This is a genomic window from Moraxella boevrei DSM 14165 (assembly GCF_000379845.1).
GTDB lineage: Bacteria > Pseudomonadota > Gammaproteobacteria > Pseudomonadales > Moraxellaceae > Faucicola > Faucicola boevrei.
In genome coordinates, this window is sequence record NZ_KB903770.1 from 105,672 (window position 1) to 129,551 (window position 23,880).

The following is a 23,880-nucleotide window of genomic DNA, read 5'->3' on the forward strand; positions in this document are numbered from 1 at the left end:
TTAAGATTATTTATCTTTGATTAATTTTGAGTTTACTTTAACAACTGACTGTTGTTCCACCTCAAACACAGCAAAATCTTTGGCGAGCCAATAATTACCTTGGTAAAACTGCTCAACTTCTTGGGCGATATGCCCCATATTTGGCGTTTTGTCATTGGCATTAAAAAACAACGCAAACCTTGCACTAAAGTGGGTTAAAATCAGATTGGGTAACTGCATCTTTTGGGCAAAACGAGCCACTTGCCCTGCACTACTATGCTTCGGGTCAAAGCCGTTGGGCTTAGTTTTTATCTTATGGGCAATGGCATCGGTGTAAGTGGCTTCATGCACCAATACGCCGATTTTTTCACGGCTATTCTTTTGTTTTTTATTTTCTTGACAAAAATCCGCTAATAATTCAGGCTTATCATTATCACCACCCACGATAATATGGGTCGCAATTTGCTTAGTTTGGCAAAACTCACTTGCCAATAACACGTCGCCATTGTCAAGTTTAACATCAAAACCGTGTTGTAATTTGCCCCAAATCGCACTGGGTTGTAATCCCATTTTAGTTAATTTTTGACTGTGTAACAGTTTGGTGTCAATGGTTTCACTAATTTTATAGCCATAGCTTGGTGTACGATGCGACAGTTTCATTGGGTGAATACTAACGTTATGATTTTTAGACAAGGTTAAATGAACCGATTGCACGCTTTTCGCCATATTATCAACATCATTATCAGCATCGTCAAACAAGCTTTCTACCGCCACAAACTCAATGGGAAAATCAAAATACAACTCGCTTACAATCGTAAGCGTGTCCAATAATTTGGCAATGCTTTGTGGTGCGATTAACAGCAAACGCTCACGCCTGCCCGACATCGCCATGCTAGACAGCAGTCCTGCCAAGCCATAACAATGGTCGCCGTGCGTATGGGTAATACAAATCGCTTGCAAACTTGCCAATGATAAGGGGGTTTTTAATAACTGATGTTGCGTACCTTCACCACAGTCAATCAATATCCAAGGGGCTGATTTTGCTTGTTTTTTTGGATTTTGGCTTGTTTTTTGTCCATAAGGATTAACAAACGACACCGCCAGTCCTGTTACATTGCGATGACGTGTCGGCATCCCTGCTGACGTTCCCAAAAATGTTAAGCGTTGCATAAAAATTCCTGTGATTAATTGGTATTAAAAATTAAAGATATACCAAAATAGGTAATTTTTAATCAACAAATGCCGATAAATCCATTGTATTGAGCCTATCCAAATCACTTTGGGTATCCACGCCTGCAGGAAGCATGGCACACGCCACATCAAGGGCGATTTTGTGTCCGTGTTCCATGATGCGTAGTTGCTCAAGGCTTTCTAACTGCTCAAGTTGACCTTGTTGCCATTCGCCAAATTGACGTAACAACGCCACCCGATACGCATACAAACCTAAATGGCGTAAAGCATTGATAGGTGTGTCAGTCGGTTTTGTTGCGGTGTCTGCCATTGCGACATCACGGTCGCAAGGAATGGGCGAACGGCTAAAATACAAGGCTTCATATTGTTGATTTTTCACCACTTTTACCACCGATGGGCGATAAAATTCTTCAAAGCTCAAAATCGGTTCAGCAAGGGTCGCCATCACGCAATCAGTTTTGCTAAGTAACAACTCGGTAACTTGGGCAATCAATGCTTTTGGCACGAGTGGTTCATCGCCTTGCATATTAATCACGATATCGGTATCACTCCAACCTTGTTGCGTGGCAACTTCGGCAAGGCGGTCAGTGCCTGATGCGTGATTGGGACTTGTCATGACGACTTGCACATGGTTGGCATGGGCGTGCGATTGGCAATATTCTCGGCAAACATTGGCAATCGTATTATCATCGGTCGCCACAAATACATCATCAGCAATCCCTACTTTGTGTACCGCACAAGCACGGTCAATCACCCATAAAATCATCGGCTTACCGTGAATATTTAACAAGGGTTTGTTGGGTAAACGGGTACTTTTTAAGCGAGCAGGAATGACAAGATGTTTGTTCATAAGCGACCTTTTTTTACATTTATTTATATTTATTTAAATATTACTTAACTTTTCAAAGCACATATTTAACCCAATTCGGCTTTTACCGCACCAGCTAACTCATGAGCAAGTGTATCACATTCAATTTCATCATCACTTTCCACCATAACACGAATTAACGCTTCTGTCCCTGACTGGCGGATTAACAGTCGCCCACGCCCTACCAATTTTTCTTCAGCCTGTTTAAATTTTTCTGCCAAAATTGGAATGGCGTACGGGTCTTGTTTTTGACTAAGTTTAACATTAACCAGTTTTTGCGGTAATATGCTAAATCCGTGGGTTAATTCTGCCAATGATTTACCCGTTTTTGCCACCACCGCAAGCACCTGCAGCCCTGCGACAATCGCATCGCCTGTACTTGCTTTGTCAAGGGTTAAAATATGTCCTGACGGCTCACCGCCGAGCTTCCAACCATGTTTGTCAAGTTCTTGCATGACATAGCGGTCGCCCACTTTGGCACGCACAAAGTCAATGCCGTGTTTTTCCAACGCCAGTTGTAGCCCCATATTGCTCATCAGCGTACCGACCACACCTGTGGTTTTCGTGGCTTTGTCGTCCGCTTGTGTGGCTAAAATGTACAAAATCGCATCACCATCCACCACTGAGCCGTTTTCGTCCACCATAATAATACGGTCACCGTCACCGTCAAGGGCAATCCCTAAATCCGCTTTGTGTGCAATTACCGCATTTTGAAGCGTGTCAATATGCGTTGAGCCAATGTTGTCATTAATGTTCGTACCGTTTGGTTCATTGCCAATCGCAATCACATTCGCCCCAAGCTCATGCAGTACACGTGGGGCAACGCTGTAGCCTGCCCCATTTGCACAATCCACGACAATGGTTAAATTCTCCAAACTTAATTGATACGGAAAACTACCCTTACAAAACTCAATATAACGCCCCTTAGCATCATCAATACGATAATGGCGACCTAAATTTAAACCGTCTATTGCAAAAGTTTGCTCAAATGATTGTCCGTCAAGTTGGGCTAATTTTTCATTAATGGCGTTTTGCAGTTCATCAGACAATTTTTTGCCGTCCTGTGAAAAGAATTTCACGCCATTGTCATAAAAGGGATTATGACTTGCCGAAATCACCACCCCAGCATCTGCATGAAACGAACGGGTTAAATGAGCAATCGCAGGCGTGGGAATAACCCCAAGCATATGCACATCCACGCCTGACGCATTGAAACCCGCCTGCAAACACGCTTCAATCACATAACCTGACAGGCGAGTATCTTTGCCAATCACCACGTTGGGGCGATGGTTCGGATTTTTGTTTTGGGCGATTAATACTTGCCCTGTGGCAAAACCCAGTTTTAACAAAAATTCTGGGTGAATGGGAAATTCGCCAAACTTGCCCCGAATACCGTCTGTGCCAAAATAACTCATGATTTTCCCCTTTTCTTTTACCGATTTTAAGAAAAAATTGATGTCAAATAACCTTTAGCATAGCAAAATTTCATAGAATTTACAAAAGGTTTTGCGTGAACGTTTTGATGAATACTCGGTGAAAGTTTGACTACCGTTTACCAAAATTTCACTTGTAATCTTTACAAGCCACCCCAAATACCTTAATATTGTTTCTTTTGATATTTTTTTAAAACAACCACTGATTTAGAGATTTTCATGCAAATTTATTTGGCTCGTAATAATGTCCAAGCAGGACCGTACACCCTTGAACAATTTAACCAAATTTTGGCAACTAATCAACTGTTGCCCACCGATTTGATGTGGCATGACGGCATGGCAACGTGGCAAAGCGTAGAAACCACCGTGCAAGGACAAAGCCACTACGCACCGATTGCCGAAGAAGAACCCTACATCATCAGCAATCGCCCTGCCCCCACCGAAACCGCCCCGGATGACAAAAACGACGAAAAAAAAACCACGAGTAATAGCGTATGGGACAAATATAACGCCAATAATCCACACAAAAATGATAAAGAAAAAGATAAAAATTCAGGTTTATTTGGCAAACCCAACTTAAAAAAAATAGACAAAACCGACAGAAGCAATCAAGGCATGGATATCGCCCACGCCAAAAAACAGCTGACCCTTGCACCGATTGGCAGTCGGATTTTGGCAAAACTGATTGATTTTGGCTTGCTAATTTTGGCATCGTCACCGTTGTTAATCGCGATTATCAATAGCCCAAGTTTTGACAAACTTAAAAAACTTGCTGAGACAGGGGCAACCCAACTCACCACCGCCCAACAAAGCGAGTTGTTATCGGTTGTGCCCAATCATATTTTGGTGTTAACCAATATTTTGGTATGGGGGATTTTGTTCGCCCAAATGTTGTTATTGATGAAACGTGGGCAGACGCTTGGCAAAATGGCAATGGGTATTCGGGTGCTAGATTTGCAAAGCAACGCCATTCCCAATTTTTTAAATCTGATTGTGTTACGCAGTATTTTGCCCATGGTGGTGTACTCGTTATCTGCCTTTGGTTTGGCGTTTTTGTTGGTAGATTTTATCATGATTTTTATGAATAATGACCGCCAAAGCCTGCATGACAAATTGGCAAAAACTTATGTGGTTATCGCTGACGATACCCAAATTAATCCTTTAGAGTTAAACGCACAATAATTTATTTTTTTAAAAAACCAATTTAATTAAATTGGTTTTTTATTTGAAAAAAACCGACTAAGAACTGACAAAAGCAGACAACTTGCATGACGAACTCTGATTGGCAAATCGCCCACGCTTCCGCCATTGGCAAATCACATTTAGACTGCCAACTTCACAATCAAGACCGAATATTTGTTAATCAAACAGTCGATTATAGCATTGCGATTGTCTGTGACGGGGCGGGTTCAGCACGTTTTAGCGAATTTGGAGCAAGTTTTTTTAGCAAACACATCGGTAAATTATTGCAAAATTTTGCCGTACAATTTATTGATAAAGATTTAAATCAAACGGTTGCCAAGGCGTATTTTTTACAAGCCATTACCACCTTGCGTGAACAGCTTATTCCACAATTTTTAAAAAAATTTTCAAAAAATGTTTATAATAGCGAAAATATTGGTTTAGCAGATTTTCACACGACCTTAACTGCTATTTTACAATTTCATTCCACAGCACAACCCAATTTTTGTCAAACTTTATTGCTAAAAATCGGCGATAGCCCACTATTTATCAGCCAATTTTCGCTAAGCACTAAACAAATTGATTATTTTAGCGATTTACAATATATCAATGAAGCAAAAGGCGAATATGCGAATGAGACGCATTTTATCACTGAAGATAATTGGCAAGATTTTTTACAGATTGAATGGCTAGACACGAGCAAGGCAGATTTGATAGCGGTGATGTCGGACGGTTGTGCGGATTTGACACTTACCACGCAACCGATTGACGTGTACCGTCCATTTTTTGCCAATTTGTTGTTTAATCTGTGTCATCAACCCAGCGAAAATTACCAAACAATCATTGAGCAATCGCTTGCCAACCCTGCGACTTATCGCTTGACAGGAGATGACAAAAGCTTGGTATTACTCATGAAAAATCTTGAGCAATATCAAGGTGTTGAGCCATTTTTAGGGCAAAGTTTGCTAACCCAAGAAACCAAGCAAGAAACCAAGCAACAAGCCATACAAAATAACAAGACACTAACGCCAAGCCAACCCCAACCGACCGCCTTGCCCAACGTCCAAGCATTAAGCGATGATGCCAAACAACGGCGAAATTTGGCAGTTTATACTACCGTGGGAGTGTTACTTTCCGTCGGATTATTGGCATGGTTCAATGCGGATAAATTAAATAACCATTTTAACAAAATTGCACAAAGTAGCCAATCCACGCTTGCCAAAGTTAGCGAACCAAGAAGCAAAATGTTACTGACGCCAAGCCCAACTTCACAAGGTTTTGCGATAAATTATCCGTTAAATATTGTGCTTGCCAATGAACACTTTTTTATCCAAACTTTTATCATTTTACCAAACGATGTGAGCAAAGATTTCATAAAAAATAGCGTTCAGACTCAATCAATTAGCCACATAACGCTGAATGCAACCGTTTTGCCAAATATATTGACACCCACGCAAAAACCGTATAGCCAATCGATGAATTTTCAAGTTACGCCACATTGTCAATCCTTAAATGCCCAACAACAAGTGTCATCGCCACTGTTAGCGAATATTCCGCAATTTAGTGAGATTGTGGCAAATCAGCGTGGGATTTATTGCAAAATTAACTTTCAAGTTAGCGAAAATCAGCCCTTGCCAACCAACTTTAGCTTGACCGATAGCACAGTAGTGTTAACGCATGGCTTGGATTTTTTGCCATTTTACCAAGATTATCAAGCACAAACTGCGAACACAAATATAACTGCGAGTACAAGCGTATCGCATGACCCTGCGAGTGGGATATTTTTGGCAAGCACCAAGCCAAATAGCAACCTTACACCCAATAAGATACAAGTGCATTATTTGCCAAATGACGTTAATTTTAACCGTATATTTGATAAAAATACCAATAACAACATTAAAAAATAATTGATAATTTTTGGAAAAATATTTAGGAAAACTTTATTGTGTTTTATATTAAAAAAGATAATCAATCTATCGCTATTCCACAATCTCAGTTGCAACGCCTTGGCGAAGGTGGGATTGGCATCGTGTATGCAATTGGCGTAGTGCCAGAGCTTGACGAGGTGAATGCACACTATCCGACCCATTGGGCAATCAAGCTATATAAACACCCTGAAAAACTCACCGCCCACGACCTTGCCAAACTGCAAACCATGCAACAACGTCCGCCGACTCGACTATACCAGTCGCTAGATGGCGTGCGATATCCACAGTTTAGTTGGGTGCGATTTTTGGTAACTAATTGCAAGGGTGAAGTCGTGGGCTATGCCATGCCACAGCTCACTGACAGCTATTCGCTCGCCCCATTCATCTATCCCAATGAAGCCAAAAACTTAACAGATTATCAAAAAAGTCTAAATTATAGAGTACAATTATGTGCCAACTTAAGTGCCTTGATGGCGGATTTGCACGCCCAAGGTCATGCGTTTATTGATTTTAAAGAAACCAACATTCGTTTACTATTAACCAAAACAGCAGAACAAACCACCAAGCAAAAAAACAATGATTATCAAGGTTTTATCGCTTGTTTTATTGATTGTGATGATTATCTAATTAGCGATAAAACAGGCAAAGTTTTCCCTTGCCAAGTGCTATCTCCAGAGATTAGTAGCCCTGATTTTTACCCGCACAAAGACCCAAAACAGCTAGACGAACGGCATGACCGCTTTGTGTTAGCCATCCAACTGTTTAAAATTTTAAACAACGGCATTCACCCATTTTCCTTTATCCCTGTATCGCCCAACATCAAAAACTTGCCTGAACAGCACTATCATCTTGATTATTTTATTGAGCAAGGTTGGTACGCTTATGGCTTAAATCAGGCAAAAACAGCGGCTATTTTGCCTGTAAAACGCAGTTTGCACCAGTTTTGGGATAATAAAACTCGGCAAATGTTTGATAAAGCCTTTTTAAGCGACAATCCCACTGACCGCCCCACCGCCAAAGACTGGGAGCAACACTTACGCCAGCTTATCAACGAACGGCAATTTAGCCGTTGTGAACGCTATCCTGACGATATGAGCCATGTACATTTTTTTGGTAAACCGTGCTATCAATGCTTTATCAATTCTGGATATGACCCAAACTTTCACAACGATTTGAAAAAAAATTTAACGTCAAATTTTAATCAAGACTTTGTCAATCAGACGATTAAAGATAAGACAAATATTGTACCTGTTAAAGCCAAAAAAACTAGCATTGAACCCCCGAGTACTCCCAAAGTATCTGAGCAAACCTATACCAATAAAGCCAACCACAGCAAGCCTAAATTTGATATCAATCGCACCAACAAAGTAAATAATATTACAACCAAAAAACGTAGTAAAACCCTCGTGATTGTAGGCATCATTCTGCTATTTTTTGTTTTGGCAAGTTGGCAACTCTCTCGGCAATCCAAGCCAAAAATCCAACCCTATTTGACCAAAACCGCACCGCTTAGCGAAAATCAGCTAGACGATTATGCCAAGATTGTCAAACAATTACCGACGATTAAAACCCAACTGCAACAATTACAAACCACCATGCAACAACATGCCACTGATTTTGCTGATTTATCCAAAGCAGATAGTGAATTGTTGTTTCAACATCAGCTGTATTTACCGAATGATTTTTTTCAAAATGTGTTACAAGTCGCTAAACAAGGTGAAAACGACTTAACAAAATTGGAAAAAGTCGGCTATCAACATGACAATGACGCCATTCAACAGCTTGCAAAAAGAGGCTTTCGTCAAGCGGATTTTGCCTATTTTAATGAATTAAATCAACAAGGCAATGCAATTTTAGCCAAACAATTAAACAATTTGGCAAAAAAATATTTTTGGGAAAAACATGACCCACTGTCTGCAATGTTTTTACAAGCCCAAGCGGTGAAAAATCAACCGACCCACAGCGAATATACCGCAAATTTGGCATTTTATTTATTTAAAAATGAGATTGCCTTTGCTAGAGACTTTAATCTGTATGCATTACAAGTGCCACGACCACCGCAAAAACCAATTAATGTTTATCCGCTTGAGTTGCTCGGTGCGATTGCCAATCAAAAAAATAATGAAAAACAAGCGGTGGGCTTATTACTGGCTCAGTATTATCTCAGCGATGATAAAACAAGACGTTGTCAAGCCATGCAACGCTATAATAAAAATTACCCAAAACTTGTCCCGATTGCTAAACAAGTGTTTGAAATTTTAAATGAGCAACGCCAAGCAGGAGAAACTGTACCAAAGGTTTGTTTAAACTAATCTTAATTTTTGAAATATTTTGTAACAAAATTGGTAAAATTCTCCAAAAACAGGCATAATAGCCAAAAACAGGCATAATAGCCCATTATTGATTTTAACCATTTTTAACCACACAATGAACATAAGGAATTGCCATGTCAATTTTTATCACCGCCACAGGTCTGTATACCCCACCGTTTAGCATTAGCAATGATGAATTGGTGGCAAGTTTTAACCAATATGTGGACAATTATAACCGTGAAAATGCCGATGCGATTGCGTCAGGTGAAAAGGTCGCTTTGCAACATTCTACTAGCGAGTTTATTGAAAAAGCATCAGGGATAAAATCTCGCTATGTGGTTGAAAAATCAGGAATTTTAGACCCAAATATCATGACACCGATTATCCCAAAACGTAAACTTGGCGAAGAGCTTTCTGTGATGGCAGAAATGGGGGTAAATGCTTTGATCCAAGCCCTTGACAATGCAGGGTTAACCGCCAACGATTTAGATGCGATTATCGTGGCAAGTTCTAACTTTCAACGTGCCTACCCTGCGATTGCCATTGAAGTTCAGCATGCGATTGGTATGCAAGGTGGATTTGCCTATGATATGAATGTGGCATGTAGTGCGGCGACATTCGGTATCGCCCAAGCGGTCGGCTCTATCCAAGCAGGCATTGCCAAACGTGTGGCAGTGCTAAACATTGAGGTTACATCCGCACATCTCAACTGGCGAAACCGTGATAGTCACTTTATTTTTGGTGATGTAGCAACCGCAACGATAATTGAAAACATTGATGAGAACACCCATACACCAAAAGGCTATGAAGTGCTAAATAGCAAACTTTGGACGCAATTTTCTACCAATATCAAAAACGAATTGGGCTTTTTAGACCGTGCCGAGTTTTTGGCTGACCAAACAGACCTATACCCTGATATCAACGAGCCTGTCAGTGATAAATTATTTATGCAAGAAGGGCGAAAAGTATTCCGTGAAGTTTGCCCTGCTGTGTCAAATCTGATTAACGAGCATTTGACCGAAAATCACATTGAACCACAATCGATAAAAAAATTGTGGCTACATCAAGCCAATATCAATATGATTGATTTAATTTTGCGTTCCGTCATTGGCAAAGATGCGGATAAATCACTCGCTCCAACCGTGATTGCTGAATTTGGTAATACCAGTTCTGCCAGTCCAATGATTGCCTTTCATCGCCACCAAGAAAATGTGCAAGCAGGCGATATCGGCGTGATTTGCTCATTTGGGGCGGGTTATTCTATTGGCTCGGTCTTGGTTAAAAAATGCTAAGCCTTACTAATCCCTATCAGCCCAGTATTCGCCATGCGATTTACAAACAACTGCCACAAGATTTTGTGGTTAACGAACAGCTAAACGTGGCTTTTGCTCAGCATGGCGAACACTTGTGGCTACACCTGCAAAAAACTAACTTGAACACGGCTTATCTTGTGAAATTATTGGCAAAATGGGCAAACATTAGCGAAAAAGACGTGGGCTTTTCAGGTTTAAAAGACCGTCATGCGGTAACGAGCCAATGGTTTAGCTTACGTTTACCCAAAAAAATTGCCCCAACCCAACCGCTCAATGATTTTTTTGCCGAACAATTATCAACCGATGAAAAAGTTGCGGTGTTAGATCTGGTTTGGCATGATAAAAAACTAAGCCGTGGTACGCATCATAGCAACCAATTTATCATCACCCTTAAACAAGTCCATGCCGATAAAATAGCGGTAGAAAATCAACTATTGTTAATCAAAAAACAAGGTTTTCCCAATTATTTTGGCGAACAGCGTTTTGGAAAAGAACAACAAAATTTAGAAAAATTTAACCAATTTTTGCAAAATTCTCAACAAAAATCCATTATTAAGCATAACAACAAAGACAAACAAAAGTTTAGTTTATATTTATCGTCGGCTCGTAGTGAACTGTTTAATGCGATTTTGGCAGAACGTGTCCGCCAGAACACGTGGCAAACCGCCCAACTCGGTGATGTGATGAATTTGGCAGGCAGTCAAAGTATTTTTGTACCTGACACGATTGATGATGCGTTACAGCAACGCTTAGCAAGCGGTGATATTCATGTGACAGGGGCGATGTGGGGTGCAGGCGAGCTAAAAAGTTTTGCAAGCATAGCACAGCTTGAGCAAGCGGTGATTAATGCAAATCCAGCCCATCAAACTTTAGCCAAAGGTTTAGCGAGCTTTGGCTTAAAACAACAACGCCGAGCGTTGCGAGTTATTCCACAAAATTTTACTTGGCAATGGCTTGAAGATGATAAGTTGGTGCTAGATTTTGTGTTGCCGACAGGTAGCTTTGCCACTGCATTGCTAGCATGTTTGGCAGAAGAATTGTTTATTTTTACTAAAAAAATTGATAAGTGAAATCAACCAACTCAATTTGCTGATGACGTTGCTCAATACCAATTACCGCTTGCACTTGGTTGTTGAATAATCGCCAATCGCCCAAAACCACCCTTTTCTTATCATCATAATTATGAACAAAAGGACGGTGCGTATGTCCGTGAATTAACACATCAAAGTCTTTTAACGCATTTTTGACCGCATTTTCATTTACGTCCATGATAAAAGGTAACTTTTTTTGATTGTCCGATTTGCTTTTTTGCCGAAGATTTTGGGCAATTTTTTCACGTTTTGTCATAGGCAATGCGGTTAAAAACTGTTTTGTCAAAGGGTTTTGAATTACCCTGCGAAAACGTTGATAGCTTTTATCATCAGTACATAGCTTATCACCATGCTCAAGGCGGATTTTTTGTTGGTTACATTCAATCCAAAACGGCTGTTTTAACAATTTTCCGCCAAACTTATCACAGAAACCTTGCCCCAATAAAAAATCCCGATTGCCGTGCATGACAAAAATTTCACAACCATTTTGCCGAATATTGTCAAGTTTTGCTAATATCGGTTGTAACCAATTTGCAAAATTTGGCGTATCTGCGATATCATCACCCAACCAAGCATCAAACCAATCCCCCAAAATAAACAGCGATGATAACTGCGGTAATGTGGCGATTTTATCCAAAAAAACCAAAAAAGCCTGCGTTAGAGCAGGCTCGTTTTGTGATAAATGCAGGTCGCTTATCAAAATATTTTGGATATCGTTGGGCTGATAAGCGATGATATCATCAAAATTTTGCATGATTTTTTGGATTATTTTTCAATCACTTTGGCATTTAAAATGACCACAGGGGTGGTTGGTACATCAGCATGAAAACCATATTTACCAGTGGGCACGCCTTTGATTTTGTTGACCACGTCCATGCCTTCGGTTACTTTACCAAACACGGCATAGCCCCAGCCTTGCATGGTTGGGCTTGAGTAGTTCAAAAAGCTGTTGTCTTTGACATTGATAAAAAATTGTGCGGTCGCTGAATGTGGGTCTGACGTGCGAGCCATGGCGATGGTGCCGACTTCATTTTTTAAGCCATTGTCCGCTTCGTTTTGGATTGGGGCTTTGGTGGCTTTTTCGTTCATGTTTGCGTCCATGCCACCGCCTTGAATCATAAAGCCGTCAATGACGCGGTGAAAAATCGTACCGTCATAATGCCCTGATTTGACATAGCTGATAAAGTTTTCTACAGTTTTTGGGGCTTTGTCAATGTTAAGTTCAATGACGATATTGCCCATCGTGGTTTCAAATTCAACGTATGGCATATCCATAACTTTCTCCGATTGTATTTACAAACTGTTTGTAAAATGGGTTTAACAAAATAATTTTATCTATAATAACGACAATTTTTTATTTATCAAGTTAGATTACAAAATTTTTATAAAAAAAAAGGCATTTTGATGATTTTTGCTTGTGAATATTTGACAAAAACTGCTAAAATACAGGGTTCAATCTTGATTTTGATAACGGAAAAATTTATGACCCACCCAACTGAAAACAGCGAAAAAAATGACTTTATCCGTGCTATTGTGCGTGAAGATTTAGCCGAGCAAAAATACCAACAAATCGTTACCCGTTTTCCACCAGAGCCAAACGGTTATTTGCATTTGGGACATGTGAAATCCATTTGCCTAAATTTTGGCTTAGCCAACGAATTTAACGGACTTTGTAACCTGCGTTTTGACGACACCAACCCAAGTGCCGAAGAGCAAGAATATGTGGACAACATCAAAGGAGATGTTAAATGGCTTGGCTTTGACTGGTCAGGCGATGTGCGTTATGCGTCAAGCTATTTTGAGCAACTATACCGTTGGGCGATTCAGCTGATTGAACAAGGCGATGCTTATGTGGATTTGCAAACGCCTGAACAAATCCGTGAAAATCGTGGGAATTTTGGACAAGCAGGCAAAAATTCGCCTTATCGTGATACGTCTGTTGCCGAAAATCTACAACGTTTTGATGAGATGAAAAATGGCAAATTTCAAGAAGGCGAAGCGGTTTTGCGTGCTAAAATTGACATGGCAAGCCCAAATATGAATTTACGCGACCCCGTCATTTACCGTGTCATGCACAAAGCGCACCACCAAACGGGCGATACTTGGTACATTTATCCAATGTACGACTATGCTCACCCATTGTCAGATGCCATTGAAAATATTACCCACTCGGTTTGCACACTTGAGTTTGAAGACCATCGCCCATTTTATGATTGGGTCGTGGAAAAAATTGGCTTTGAAAAACCGCCACATCAATACGAATTTGCTCGCCTAAATGTTAATCACATTTTAACCAGTAAAAGAAAATTAAAAAAACTAGTAGAAGATAAGCTAGTAACAGGTTGGGACGACCCAAGAATGCCAACCATCGCAGGAATGCGACGTCGTGGCTACACGCCTGAAGGCTTGCAAGATTTTTGCGACCGTGTTGGCGTGAGTAAGGCAGACGGCGTGGTGGATTTTGGCTTGTTAGAATTTAGCATTCGTAACTCGCTTGAAGATACCGCAAATCGTGCCATGGCGGTGTTAAATCCTTTAAAAATAACCATTACCAACTTTGATGAAGCGATAAAAGATGTAGAAACTCTGAAAAAACCAACTGTAAAAACAAAACTGGAAAATGGCGTTTTATGGTTAATCCAATCCAAAAACAGCCATGACGAATCGCAAGGCGTGCGTGATATTCCGTTTACCAAACAGATTTTTATTGATAAAAGCGATTTTGCAATCAATCCACCAGACGGTTACAAACGTTTGTCGCCACAAAATACCGAAATTCGTCTAAGAAATAGCTACATTTTAAAAGTGGCAGAGCATATCACAGACGAAAACGGTGAAGTTGTGGAACTAAAAGCCACAATTGACCCAAAAACACTGGGTAATAATCCAGAAGGTCGTAAAGTCAAAGGCGTGATTCATTGGGTATCGGCAAGTCATGGCGTACCTGCAGAAGTGCGTTTGTATGAACAACTGTTTACCCAAGAAGACCCTGCCAAAATTGATATTGACAATTTAGCCAATGAAATTAATCCAAATTCATTGGTGGTGGTGAATGCGATGGTTGAGCCGTCATTGGCAAAAGCCGAAAAGGGTGAACGTTTTCAGTTTGAACGAGAAGGCTTTTTTGTCGCTGATGAAAAAGACCATTCAACCGAAAAAGCGGTGTTTAATCGTATTGTCGGTTTAAAAGATGGTTTTAAATAATTGAATTTTAAACTTTTGTTATTTATCAATCATTTCTCAAAAGGTGGGCGAAATGTCCGCTTTTTTTATTGGCTTTTTAGATAGTTTTTTTTGTCAAAATTGGGTAAAATAGACAACCAAAAATTGTAATGTCTAACCCAAGGTCTATACCATTAATTTTTTAATACAATAAAATCAACAAAAAAAGAGAATACCATGCAAATCACCGTCATTGACCACCCACTTATCCAACACAAACTTACCCTAATGCGAGAAGCCGACTGTAGCACTTACAAATTCCGCACACTCACCAAAGAACTCGCCCGCCTAATGGCATACGAAGCAAGCCGTGATTTTGAAACCGAAATTTTTGCCATGCAAGGTTGGGAAGGCAACAAAATTGAAGGTATCCAAATCAAAGGCAAAACCGTAACCGTCGTACCCATTTTGCGAGCAGGACTTGGTATGTTAGACGGCGTGCTAGACATGATACCGACTGCCAAAATCTCGATAGTGGGGCTACAGCGTGATGAAGAAACCCTTGAACCTGTGCCATTTTTTGAAAAATTTGTCAAAGATATTCACCGTCGCCCTGCCTTAATCCTTGACCCAATGCTGGCGACAGGTGGTAGCATGGTGGCGACCATTGATATGCTTAAAAAACATGGTTGTAAAAATATCAAAGCCTTGGTGCTAGTCGCCGCCCCTGAAGGCGTGAAAATGGTTAATGATGCTCACCCTGATGTCACGATTTTTACCGCTGCTTTAGACAGTCATTTAAACGAACACGGTTACATCGTACCAGGTTTGGGCGATGCAGGTGATAAAATTTTTGGGACAAAACAAATTTAATCTTTACCATTTTTGGCAAAAAAATTGACAAAATAAAAGGGCTTTTTCACAAAGCCCCTTTTTTACAATCAACAATTTTGACAAAAACTTAAACCAATTCAGGCTCAACACCCACCATGTCCACAGGTGTATCAGCAATTACTTGCACGCCTGCTTTTTTCTGTTTTGCCATATCACTGCGTTTTTTCTGCAAAGCGTTCAGATAATTTTCATCAATGCCACCTGCGATATATTTCCCGTCAAATACAGAACAGTCAAACTGTTTGACATTGCTATATTCGGTGTCGCTTACCGCTTCAATCAAATCATCCAAGTCCTGAAAAATCAAACGGTCAGCACCGATAATTTGACGCACTTCTTCCACCGAATGCCCCGATGCAATCAGCTCACTTTTGGCAGGCATATCAATACCGTACACATTCGGGAATTTTACAGGTGGGGCAGCACTGGCAAAGAACACATTTTTCGCCCCTGCATCACGAGCCATCTGGATAATTTCGTTACAAGTTGTACCACGCACGATAGAGTCGTCCACAAGCAACACATTTTTATTTCTAAATTCTAATGGTACGGCAGAGAGTTTTTGACGCACTGATTTTTTACGTTGCTGTTGCCCTGGCATGATAAATGTACGCCCAATATAGCGATTTTTCATAAAACCTTCACGGTATTTTACACCCAGATGCTGAGCCAATTCCATTGCCGATGTACGCGATGTGTCAGGAATTGGAATTACCACGTCAATATCGTGGTTTTCACCCCATTCACGCAAGATTTTTTGTGCCAAAGTTTCACCCATTCGCATCCGAGCCTTATACACCGAAATATTGTCCATAATGGAGTCTGGACGAGCAAAATACACATATTCAAAAATACACGGCGTGAAATCTTTCGATTCAATACATTGATGCGTGAATAACTCATTGTTTTGATTAATAAAAATCGCTTCACCGGGATTAACATCCCGCACAATAGTAAAGCCTAATGCGGTCAACGCCACCGACTCCGATGCCACCATATACTCAAAACCACCGTCTTCGGCAAGGCGTTGCCCATAAATCAATGGACGAATGCCATTTGGGTCACGAAATGCCAAAATACCGTAGCCTGTAATCATCACAACCACGGCGTAAGCCCCTTCAATGCGTTGATAAACTTCGCTTACCGCCGAAAAAATATCGTCTGGCGTGGGATATTGTTTGCCGATTTTTTGCATTTCATGTGCCAACACATTGAGCAACACTTCTGAATCCGAATCGGTGTTAATATGACGCATATCTTCGCTAAATAACGAGTTGGCAATCGCTTCGGCATTGGTCAAATTGCCATTATGTGCCAACGTAATGCCATATGGTGAATTGACATAAAACGGCTGAGCTTCTGCTGAGCTTGACGTCCCTGCAGTCGGATAACGTACGTGTCCAATGCCTTGATTACCCACCAAACGTATCATGTGTTGGTTCATAAACACATCTCGCACCATACCGTTTTCTTTTCGCAAAAACAAACGATTATCTTGACAAGTGACAATCCCTGCTGCATCTTGCCCACGATGTTGCAACATGGTTAACGCATCGTATAACATTTGATTGACAGCACTATGACCTGCAATCCCAACAACTCCACACATAAAAACCCCTTAGGTTTGTTTAAAACGCTTTGTGAAAATTTTAACAATCTGTTTAAAAATGAAAAGAAAATTAATTTGGCGATGTTTCAAGGTTTTTACTCATTTTGTCCAAATGTCCAAAACCTTGTTGGCTATTATCTCGTACCTCATTGGCAATTTTTTTAGATAAATCCACCGCAAAAGGTGTCAATGGTAATAATTGATTGGCAATTGTGGCATTTTTCCAAAAACTGGCGTGTTGAATAAATGGTGAAATCGCACTTAACAACAACAAAATCATCAAAAAATTTTTACCAACACCAAAAAATGCCCCTGCTAATTTGTCTAAAATCCCCAATTTTAAGCCTTTTAACGTATGGCTCATCACCCACAACATCAAATGCAAGCCGATTAACACGAATAACGCCACCAAAATAAATGAAGCAAGTAACGTCAACACAGGCGTATCAAACAGCCCTGCCAACATCGGCGATAACGGTTTGGCGAAATAAGTGGCAAAAATCAACGCAAACAACCAGCCGAACAAACCAACCAAAGATTTAAGCAAACCTGCTGAAAAACCTTGCCACAGACCGATAACTAAACTCATCAAAATCAAAATATCTAAAATTGCCAAGTACTTATCCGTTTTTAAAATTTAGTTTAAATTAACTATATTTTAAGCGATATTGCTCAATCGCTTCCATACATTCACTAATTAACCTAGGGCCTTCATAAATCAGCCCGCTATATAACTGCACGAGCGACGCCCCTGCTTCCAATTTATTCACGGCACGTTGACCGCTGTCAATACCGCCCACACCGATTAATGTCACCGTTTCTGGCAAGCGTTCAGCAAACTGCGTTAACACTTGTGTGCTTAACACCGAAAGCGGACTGCCTGACAATCCACCTGCTTGTTCTGCCATTGGATAGTCTTTTACCCCATCACGGCTCAAGGTGGTATTGGTGGTAATCAAGCCGTCAATGTCAAAATTTACCAATTCTTTGGCAATAAAATCAATCTGTTCTTCGTCCAAATCAGGGGCAACTTTTAGTACCAATGGCACATAGTATTGATGTTGATTTGCAAGTTGGATGTGTCGATTTTTTAGCCCATGTAATAAGGCGGTTAAGGCATCACCGCTTTGTAAATCTCTTAAATTTTTGGTATTGGGCGATGAAATATTCACGGTGATGTAGGATGCAAACGGATACACCCGCTCAAGGCAATACAAATAATCGTCAAGGGCATTTTCCACAGGGGTGTTGGCATTTTTACCAATATTAATCCCCAAAATCCCTTGATAATGACTATGTTTGACCTGCCCAATCAGATAATCTACGCCTTTATTGTTAAAGCCCATGCGATTGATAATGGCTTTTTCTTTTTCAATGCGAAAAAGTCGAGGTTTTGGATTGCCATCTTGCGGTTTTGGCGTTACCGTGCCAATTTCCAAATAACCAAAACCCAATGCCGATAATGCATCAATGTACTCGCCATTTTTGTCAAGCCCTGCCGCCAAACCGACAGGATTGCGAAAATTTAAACCCATACATACCGTTGGCAGTTCTAATTGTTCATACAATAAACTTGCCACGCCCATTTTTTGCGATTTTTCTAGCAAGGATAGGGTCATTTCGTGGGCTTTTTCAGGGTCAGTATTTAACAAAATCGGACGAAGCAAAGCATACATAACGGCACATTCTCACAAATTTTTTGACCTACATATTATAACAAGACTTGCCAATAAAATACACCCACCACCAGTCTAAATTTAGTTAAGGGACGGCTCGCCCATGAATCAATGCTACCCAACCACGTACCATACGGTAAAAATGCCAAATCAGCACCACCACAAAAATCAATACACCAACAAGTCCCGCCAACCCACTACTGCCAAACAAAGTATCATTATTCATCAACATACTAATAAACGCCGTACCAAAGCCAAACAACATCAGCACCACACCAATCCCACCAAAAAAAACACTATACCAAAAGGTTTTAATTTGCCAATCAAAATGACTGTACAACCATGTGTTGCGAGCTTCATCTCGTTTGGCATAGTTCATCACAATCGGAATAATCCACGTCAGCCCTGCGGTCAAATAGCTAAACACCGCCAACGCATAAGTCGCATGATTATATATAATCAAATCCCGACTCACCACATCACGCTGAATGGTTGCCGAATTTTCTGGTAAAAATACAAGCGGTAGCTGATGATTGTCGGTCAAGTCATCTGTTAAATCAGCAAAGGGCTTAATCGTTGGAATGTCAGATTGTTTGGGTAAATCAGGCGGTACTAATGACATATCATTTTCCTAAAATCAGCAAAAAATCACACGATATTTCTCATGAACTTAGATTAAAATGGGGATAAATTTGCCAAAATTCAAGCGATTGGACTGAGTGACAATTTTCAATAATTATTTATAAATTTTAGTTTACTAAATTTATTTTGCTAACCAAATCACATCTTTAATTTGAGTATCGCTTGCCAAACTATTGATGTTAAATATATATTTTTTACCCAAATGATAACGCTGTGCCTTATCATATTCAATCGGCATTACCACCACTTGACGAGACATGGCATAAATCACAAAATCCGAATTTGGCGAAAAATTCACCACGCCTGCATCGGCATCATCACGTACAATTACCTGTTCTCCTGTACTTAAATCTAGCAGTCGATTGTGCCAAATTGTTTGGTTATTTTGCATAGACTTGGTAAAAAAACTAATCATCTTACCGTCAGGACGATAGCGAATATCGGATTGATAAGGTTGATTTTGGCTCAAGCCAAGCGGTTTGCCTTGTTTGGTTTGCCAGTCATACTGATAAATTTGCGGTTGATTTTTTATACCATTATCCGACACATACAAAAACGACTGTCCATTTGGCGACCAAATTGGGCTAATGTTCATAGCGTTGTTGGTAGTATTGGTTAAGCGTTGATATTTTATTTTAAAATCGTTTAAATTTTTAAGATTGCTTAGGCTATTATGCAAAGGATTATCAAGTAAATCTAACCAATAAATTTCAGGATTTTTGTCAAAATTTACCGAAAATAGCCATTGTTGCTGATTGTGCGAAAGACTTACCCCAAAGTAATTCATCGGCTTTTGAATAACTTGTTCTAACGGTTTCGTTAATTGCTGATTTGTTAAGTTATACTGATAAATGCTTGGATAATAATTCGCCTGTTGACTAAAAATTAAACTCGTGGCATCCGCCGTTGCCGATAGATTATCAATCCGCCCATCAAATTCCAATAATTTGCGTGGATTTTCCCCGCCAACATCGGTCATGACAAGGCTTGACGTGCGTTGATTACCTTGTTTTTGTTGGATAATTAGCACCCATTTTCCATGATTTGCAGTGGGATAATCTCGCAAAAACTGGGTTGTTTCATTGCTTAGGCTATTTTTAACATTATCAATTTCAATTTGTTGACTGTGAAAATATGTCTCGCTCGCTTTGACAAGTACTTTATGAGTATCCTTATGATGAGTTGACAAATTCTTGACTTGGGTTGGGATTCTGGTTTGACAAGCGGTTAAGCCAAATATTAAACTTAAACCGATAATTTGCCGAATAAAATATTTATAAAAAAGTTGCATAATTACTCTCAATAATTTATAAAATGCCAATCAAAGCCGATAAAAAAGGCAGATTAACCGTGTTAACCCACCTTTTTTTTACCAAAATTCAGCCTAAATTAGAACAAACGTCCAATTTCAAATTGTACTTGGTCAATTTTATCGCCCTCTTTTTTGTTCAGCGGTTTGGCATAACTTAGCGAGATTGGCCCAATCGGTGTAATCCACGTGACCCCAGCCCCTGCACTAAATCGCATATCGTTATCTTTTTGATTAAGAATTGGTACATTGTTACCGTTTACCATAACGGTTTGGTCATAGCGGTTGGTGGTGTCAAACACCTGAGCCCCTTCGACGAATAGCACTGGACGCACTTGGTCTGCCCAGTCGCCTTTAAACGGCATTGGGAAAATCAGCTCCGCACCGACTTGAGCCAAGGCGTTACCACCGACTTCTTCTGGGTCGATATCATTGCTAGCGTATTGATAACGGTTACTGCGTGGACCAAGTGTGTAGTTTTCGTAGCCACGCACCGAGCCGTAACCCCCTGCGTAAAAGTTTTCCCAAAACGGCAAATCATTACCATAACCCAGCTTGGTGTAACCACGCAATACGGTATTTTTATAAAATGGGTGGTAATAGTTACCTTGATACACGATTTTTTGGTATTTGGCATCGCCAAAGGCAAGGTTTAGATCCACATTATGCGACATCCCTTTGGTTGGGAAACGTCCACGGTCAAGCGTGTTCATGTTCCAACCCAAATTCAAGTTATAAGTGTTAAAACCTGCTTCAAAGCTTGGAATATTACCGCCTAACAACTTAGCTGATAACTCGCCTTCGTCCACTAAGTATTTGTAATTTGCCACCGCTAGGTTACGACCACCTTTAATCGTGGTTTTATCCACGTTAAGTCCTGCACTTAGGCTTTTGTTTTCGTCAATCGGATAGCTATAGCCGAGCGTACCGCCGAGCGAGTCAGTGACATAGTTGGAGATATTTTTATCATCATATTTGGTTTTACGCCAGTACACGCTTGCACTTTGCGAAATGCCGTCTGGGGTAAAATACGGATTAGTCACACCAATATTATAGCTGTCTAAGGTTTCTGAACGGGATAATTGCAAATTCACCCGATTACCTGTCCCCATAAAGTTGGACTGGCTTAAGCCTGCTTGGAAGGTTAGACCACCACTTTGCGAATAACCTGCAGCAATGGTACTACTGCCAGAGGGCTGTTCCACCACCGCAATGTTGACATCTACTTGGTCAGGTGTGCTAGTAACAGGTTTTACATCCACATTCACCGTTTTAAAAAAGCCTGTTCGCATGAGTCTAGCACGAGACAGTTCAATTTTTTCGTTCGAGGCCAACGCCCCTTCCATTTGACGCATTTCACGGCGTAACACTTCGTCAGCGGTTTTGGTATTGCCTGTAAAATTAATGCGACGCACATACACAGGACGCACAGGGTCAATGAAAAAGTCCATATCGACCACACGTCTTTTGTCATCAATGCGTGGCACAGGGCGTATTTGAGCAAAATAATAACCATCATTGCCGTATAAGGTGTTAAAATTTTGCAAGGTAGTGGTGATTTGGCGTTGCGAATATTGCTCGCCTGCCTTGAACGCCACTTGTTCTGTTAATTTAGCCAATTCATAATTGGGTTTTCCCAAAAAGTTAACTTGCCCAAACTGATATTGCTCACCTTCGTCCACACTAATTTCGACATAAACTTTGTCTTTTTCTGGACTAATGTTCAAAATCGCATCGTTAATATTAAATTTGACATAACCTGCATTTTGGTACATCGCTGTGACGTTTTCTAGGCTTGCGGTTAGTTTTTCTTTGGCATAACGGTCGGATTTGCTGATGATATTTTTCCACGAGGTTTCTTTGATATTCATCGCATCTTTAATCGCTTCATCACTAAAACGCTGATTGCCAAGCACGCTAATTTCCACGATACGAGCAGGTTTACCTTCCACAAAATCAAACGTTAACGCCACACGGTTGTTATCAAGTTCAGTTTTGGTAACTGTGACATCGCTATTATAGTAGCCTTGTTGGTTGTATTGTTGTTTAAGTTCGTTTTGGATTTGTTCAAGCGTGGCTTGTTTTAGCACATTGCCTTCGCTAATACCAATGCGTTTTAAGCCTTCTTGTAAGGCTTGTTTTGGAATTAATTTATTACCGTCAAAACTAACGCTTGCGATTACAGGACGTTCCACCACGTCAAATACCAAATTATTGCCGACTTTTCCTGCTTTGACATCAGAAAAATTGCCTGTCGCATACAAGGCTTTGATGCTCTCGGCGATATTATTATCAGTCGCCATTTCACCAGACTCTACCACCACCACAGGGTACAAACTATCGGCTGACAAACGGGTTAAACCGTTAAATTCAATATTAGCAATGGTAAAATCAACCGCTTGGGCATTGGTCGCCACAATCGCTAACGGAGCAAGGGCAATAACTGCTAAATTTCGCATAATTTTTCTTCCAAATTTTTAACCAGCAATTTTTTGATACTTTTTAAAAGTTTTCAACATTTTTTTAAAATCAACGTTTATAAAAAAACATTGGTTGCAATCAATGGTTATACCTAAAATAACGCCTATTGTAAGCGGTATGTAAAAATATCACAACAAAAAAAATCAGTTTTTTCTGACTTTTTGGTAATTGGTTACAATAATCAGGTGATTTTGTAAAATTTGAGTTATAATCCTTTGTATTAGATAAAAGCGGAGAACGCCAATAGCCCCTTGCTTAACAAATACACCACCAACGCACCGAGTGCTGTCAATGCCACCACGCCAAATGCCATGGAATAATCGATGTAGGGCTTTGGCACGACGATGTCTTCTAGGGTTTCGATATTCATGGCATCAACGTCATCTTTGAGCAAGTACATACTATAGCCCCAACCAAACAAATTATACACGATAAAAATGGTTGGAATAATCATGGCAAAACGTTCAAAATTAACATAATACAACGCCACCGCCGACACAATCAGCCACACCACGTCCAATAGTGATACCAAATGCACCCAAGAATCTTCAGAGAGCCTGCCTGCTGAGCCGTACAAATTTATCGCTTCGTAAATCACCAAGACCGCCATGACAAGCGAACCGAGCAAATAAGTGGCTTGCCAATCAATGTCTGCCCATGTAAAGCTAAACAAAGAAAGTGGGTTCAGTGGGTTCATGGATAAGGTGAATAAAACTGCGGTGGTCATAACATCTCATTGCCGATAAAATCAAGGTTGCCATTGTATCGTAAAATGGGTTGTAAAAAAACCCACTTTTGCTAAAAGATTGG

Annotated in this window: 19 protein-coding genes; 7 read left to right on the plus strand and 12 right to left on the minus strand. The window is 40.3% G+C overall.

Annotated elements, in window-relative coordinates; genetic code table 11:
* Positions 1-6 precede the first annotated feature (6 nt).
* The 3 genes from A3G3_RS0100535 to glmM form a co-directional block, all read right to left on the minus strand.
* Complete coding sequence (locus A3G3_RS0100535; RefSeq protein WP_019518588.1) at positions 7-1,149, minus strand: ribonuclease Z; 1,143 nt, start codon at positions 1,147-1,149, stop codon at positions 7-9.
* A 58-nt stretch (positions 1,150-1,207) separates the two neighbouring features.
* Complete coding sequence (kdsB, locus tag A3G3_RS0100540; RefSeq protein ID WP_019518589.1) at positions 1,208-2,020, minus strand: 3-deoxy-manno-octulosonate cytidylyltransferase; 813 nt, start codon at positions 2,018-2,020, stop codon at positions 1,208-1,210.
* A gap of 65 nt (positions 2,021-2,085) precedes the next feature.
* On the minus strand, positions 2,086-3,453 hold the full coding sequence (gene glmM, locus A3G3_RS0100545; RefSeq protein WP_019518590.1) for a phosphoglucosamine mutase: 1,368 nt from the start codon (positions 3,451-3,453) through the stop codon (positions 2,086-2,088).
* 237 nt (positions 3,454-3,690) lie between these two features.
* Between glmM and A3G3_RS0100550 the strand changes: the two genes are divergently transcribed.
* From A3G3_RS0100550 to truD, 5 genes are all read left to right on the plus strand, one after another.
* Positions 3,691-4,653, plus strand: coding sequence for an RDD family protein (locus A3G3_RS0100550; RefSeq protein ID WP_019518591.1), 963 nt, complete (start codon positions 3,691-3,693; stop codon positions 4,651-4,653).
* An 86-nt stretch (positions 4,654-4,739) separates the two neighbouring features.
* Complete coding sequence (locus A3G3_RS0100555; RefSeq protein ID WP_019518592.1) at positions 4,740-6,560, plus strand: protein phosphatase 2C domain-containing protein; 1,821 nt, start codon at positions 4,740-4,742, stop codon at positions 6,558-6,560.
* 38 nt (positions 6,561-6,598) lie between these two features.
* Entirely contained in the window at positions 6,599-8,893 is a 2,295-nt protein-coding gene (locus A3G3_RS0100560) for a hypothetical protein (protein ID WP_019518593.1), read from the plus strand.
* Between the two features lie 134 nt (positions 8,894-9,027).
* Entirely contained in the window at positions 9,028-10,185 is a 1,158-nt protein-coding gene (locus A3G3_RS0100570) for a beta-ketoacyl-ACP synthase III (RefSeq protein WP_019518595.1), read from the plus strand.
* Positions 10,179-11,276, plus strand: coding sequence for a tRNA pseudouridine(13) synthase TruD (gene truD, locus A3G3_RS0100575; protein ID WP_019518596.1), 1,098 nt, complete (start codon positions 10,179-10,181; stop codon positions 11,274-11,276). The genes A3G3_RS0100570 and truD overlap by 7 nt, the downstream gene beginning before the upstream one ends.
* Here truD and A3G3_RS0100580 read toward each other — a convergent pair.
* Both A3G3_RS0100580 and A3G3_RS0100585 read right to left on the minus strand, forming a co-directional pair.
* Positions 11,257-12,051 carry a UDP-2,3-diacylglucosamine diphosphatase gene (locus tag A3G3_RS0100580; protein WP_019518597.1) on the minus strand — a complete coding sequence of 265 codons (795 nt, stop codon included), beginning with the start codon at positions 12,049-12,051 and terminating at the stop codon, positions 11,257-11,259. The genes truD and A3G3_RS0100580 overlap by 20 nt on opposite strands.
* Positions 12,052-12,062: 11 nt before the next feature.
* Positions 12,063-12,572 carry a peptidylprolyl isomerase gene (locus A3G3_RS0100585; RefSeq protein ID WP_019518598.1) on the minus strand — a complete coding sequence of 170 codons (510 nt, stop codon included), beginning with the start codon at positions 12,570-12,572 and terminating at the stop codon, positions 12,063-12,065.
* 207 nt (positions 12,573-12,779) lie between these two features.
* Between A3G3_RS0100585 and A3G3_RS0100590 the strand changes: the two genes are divergently transcribed.
* Both A3G3_RS0100590 and upp read left to right on the plus strand, forming a co-directional pair.
* Positions 12,780-14,501, plus strand: coding sequence for a glutamine--tRNA ligase/YqeY domain fusion protein (locus A3G3_RS0100590; RefSeq protein WP_211207534.1), 1,722 nt, complete (start codon positions 12,780-12,782; stop codon positions 14,499-14,501).
* A 195-nt stretch (positions 14,502-14,696) separates the two neighbouring features.
* A complete protein-coding gene (gene upp, locus A3G3_RS0100595) occupies positions 14,697-15,332 on the plus strand; it encodes a uracil phosphoribosyltransferase (protein WP_019518600.1) in 636 nt (211 codons plus the stop codon).
* 88 nt (positions 15,333-15,420) lie between these two features.
* Here the strand turns inward: upp and purF are convergent, their stop codons facing one another.
* From purF to A3G3_RS0100630, 7 genes are all read right to left on the minus strand, one after another.
* On the minus strand, positions 15,421-16,962 hold the full coding sequence (gene purF, locus A3G3_RS0100600; protein ID WP_019518601.1) for an amidophosphoribosyltransferase: 1,542 nt from the start codon (positions 16,960-16,962) through the stop codon (positions 15,421-15,423).
* Positions 16,963-17,032: 70 nt separating this feature from the next.
* On the minus strand, positions 17,033-17,578 hold the full coding sequence (locus tag A3G3_RS0100605; RefSeq protein WP_019518602.1) for a CvpA family protein: 546 nt from the start codon (positions 17,576-17,578) through the stop codon (positions 17,033-17,035).
* Between the two features lie 31 nt (positions 17,579-17,609).
* Positions 17,610-18,638, minus strand: coding sequence for a quinone-dependent dihydroorotate dehydrogenase (locus A3G3_RS0100610; protein ID WP_019518603.1), 1,029 nt, complete (start codon positions 18,636-18,638; stop codon positions 17,610-17,612).
* An 85-nt stretch (positions 18,639-18,723) separates the two neighbouring features.
* Entirely contained in the window at positions 18,724-19,260 is a 537-nt protein-coding gene (locus A3G3_RS0100615) for a DUF4870 family protein (RefSeq protein WP_019518604.1), read from the minus strand.
* 141 nt (positions 19,261-19,401) lie between these two features.
* Positions 19,402-20,571, minus strand: coding sequence for a PD40 domain-containing protein (locus tag A3G3_RS0100620; RefSeq protein ID WP_019518605.1), 1,170 nt, complete (start codon positions 20,569-20,571; stop codon positions 19,402-19,404).
* A gap of 98 nt (positions 20,572-20,669) precedes the next feature.
* Positions 20,670-23,048 (minus strand): outer membrane protein assembly factor BamA, encoded by a 2,379-nt coding sequence (bamA, locus tag A3G3_RS0100625; protein WP_019518606.1) that lies wholly within the window; start codon positions 23,046-23,048, stop codon positions 20,670-20,672.
* A 242-nt stretch (positions 23,049-23,290) separates the two neighbouring features.
* Positions 23,291-23,797 carry a hypothetical protein gene (locus tag A3G3_RS0100630; RefSeq protein WP_019518607.1) on the minus strand — a complete coding sequence of 169 codons (507 nt, stop codon included), beginning with the start codon at positions 23,795-23,797 and terminating at the stop codon, positions 23,291-23,293.
* Positions 23,798-23,880: the final 83 nt, after the last annotated feature.

Bases quoted from the DNA above. Each gene is read 5' to 3' on its own strand.
- A3G3_RS0100535 (WP_019518588.1), bottom strand. From the start codon at position 1,149: ATGCAACGCTTAACATTTTTGGGAACGTCAGCAGGGATGCCGACACGT.
- kdsB (WP_019518589.1), bottom strand. From the start codon at position 2,020: ATGAACAAACATCTTGTCATTCCTGCTCGCTTAAAAAGTACCCGTTTA.
- glmM (WP_019518590.1), bottom strand. From the start codon at position 3,453: ATGAGTTATTTTGGCACAGACGGTATTCGGGGCAAGTTTGGCGAATTT.
- A3G3_RS0100550 (WP_019518591.1), top strand. From the start codon at position 3,691: ATGCAAATTTATTTGGCTCGTAATAATGTCCAAGCAGGACCGTACACC.
- A3G3_RS0100555 (WP_019518592.1), top strand. From the start codon at position 4,740: ATGACGAACTCTGATTGGCAAATCGCCCACGCTTCCGCCATTGGCAAA.
- A3G3_RS0100570 (WP_019518595.1), top strand. From the start codon at position 9,028: ATGTCAATTTTTATCACCGCCACAGGTCTGTATACCCCACCGTTTAGC.
- truD (WP_019518596.1), top strand. From the start codon at position 10,179: ATGCTAAGCCTTACTAATCCCTATCAGCCCAGTATTCGCCATGCGATT.
- A3G3_RS0100580 (WP_019518597.1), bottom strand. From the start codon at position 12,051: ATGCAAAATTTTGATGATATCATCGCTTATCAGCCCAACGATATCCAA.
- A3G3_RS0100585 (WP_019518598.1), bottom strand. From the start codon at position 12,572: ATGGATATGCCATACGTTGAATTTGAAACCACGATGGGCAATATCGTC.
- A3G3_RS0100590 (WP_211207534.1), top strand. From the start codon at position 12,780: ATGACCCACCCAACTGAAAACAGCGAAAAAAATGACTTTATCCGTGCT.
- upp (WP_019518600.1), top strand. From the start codon at position 14,697: ATGCAAATCACCGTCATTGACCACCCACTTATCCAACACAAACTTACC.
- purF (WP_019518601.1), bottom strand. From the start codon at position 16,962: ATGTGTGGAGTTGTTGGGATTGCAGGTCATAGTGCTGTCAATCAAATG.
- A3G3_RS0100610 (WP_019518603.1), bottom strand. From the start codon at position 18,638: ATGTATGCTTTGCTTCGTCCGATTTTGTTAAATACTGACCCTGAAAAA.
- A3G3_RS0100615 (WP_019518604.1), bottom strand. From the start codon at position 19,260: ATGTCATTAGTACCGCCTGATTTACCCAAACAATCTGACATTCCAACG.
- A3G3_RS0100620 (WP_019518605.1), bottom strand. From the start codon at position 20,571: ATGCAACTTTTTTATAAATATTTTATTCGGCAAATTATCGGTTTAAGT.
- bamA (WP_019518606.1), bottom strand. From the start codon at position 23,048: ATGCGAAATTTAGCAGTTATTGCCCTTGCTCCGTTAGCGATTGTGGCG.
- A3G3_RS0100630 (WP_019518607.1), bottom strand. From the start codon at position 23,797: ATGACCACCGCAGTTTTATTCACCTTATCCATGAACCCACTGAACCCA.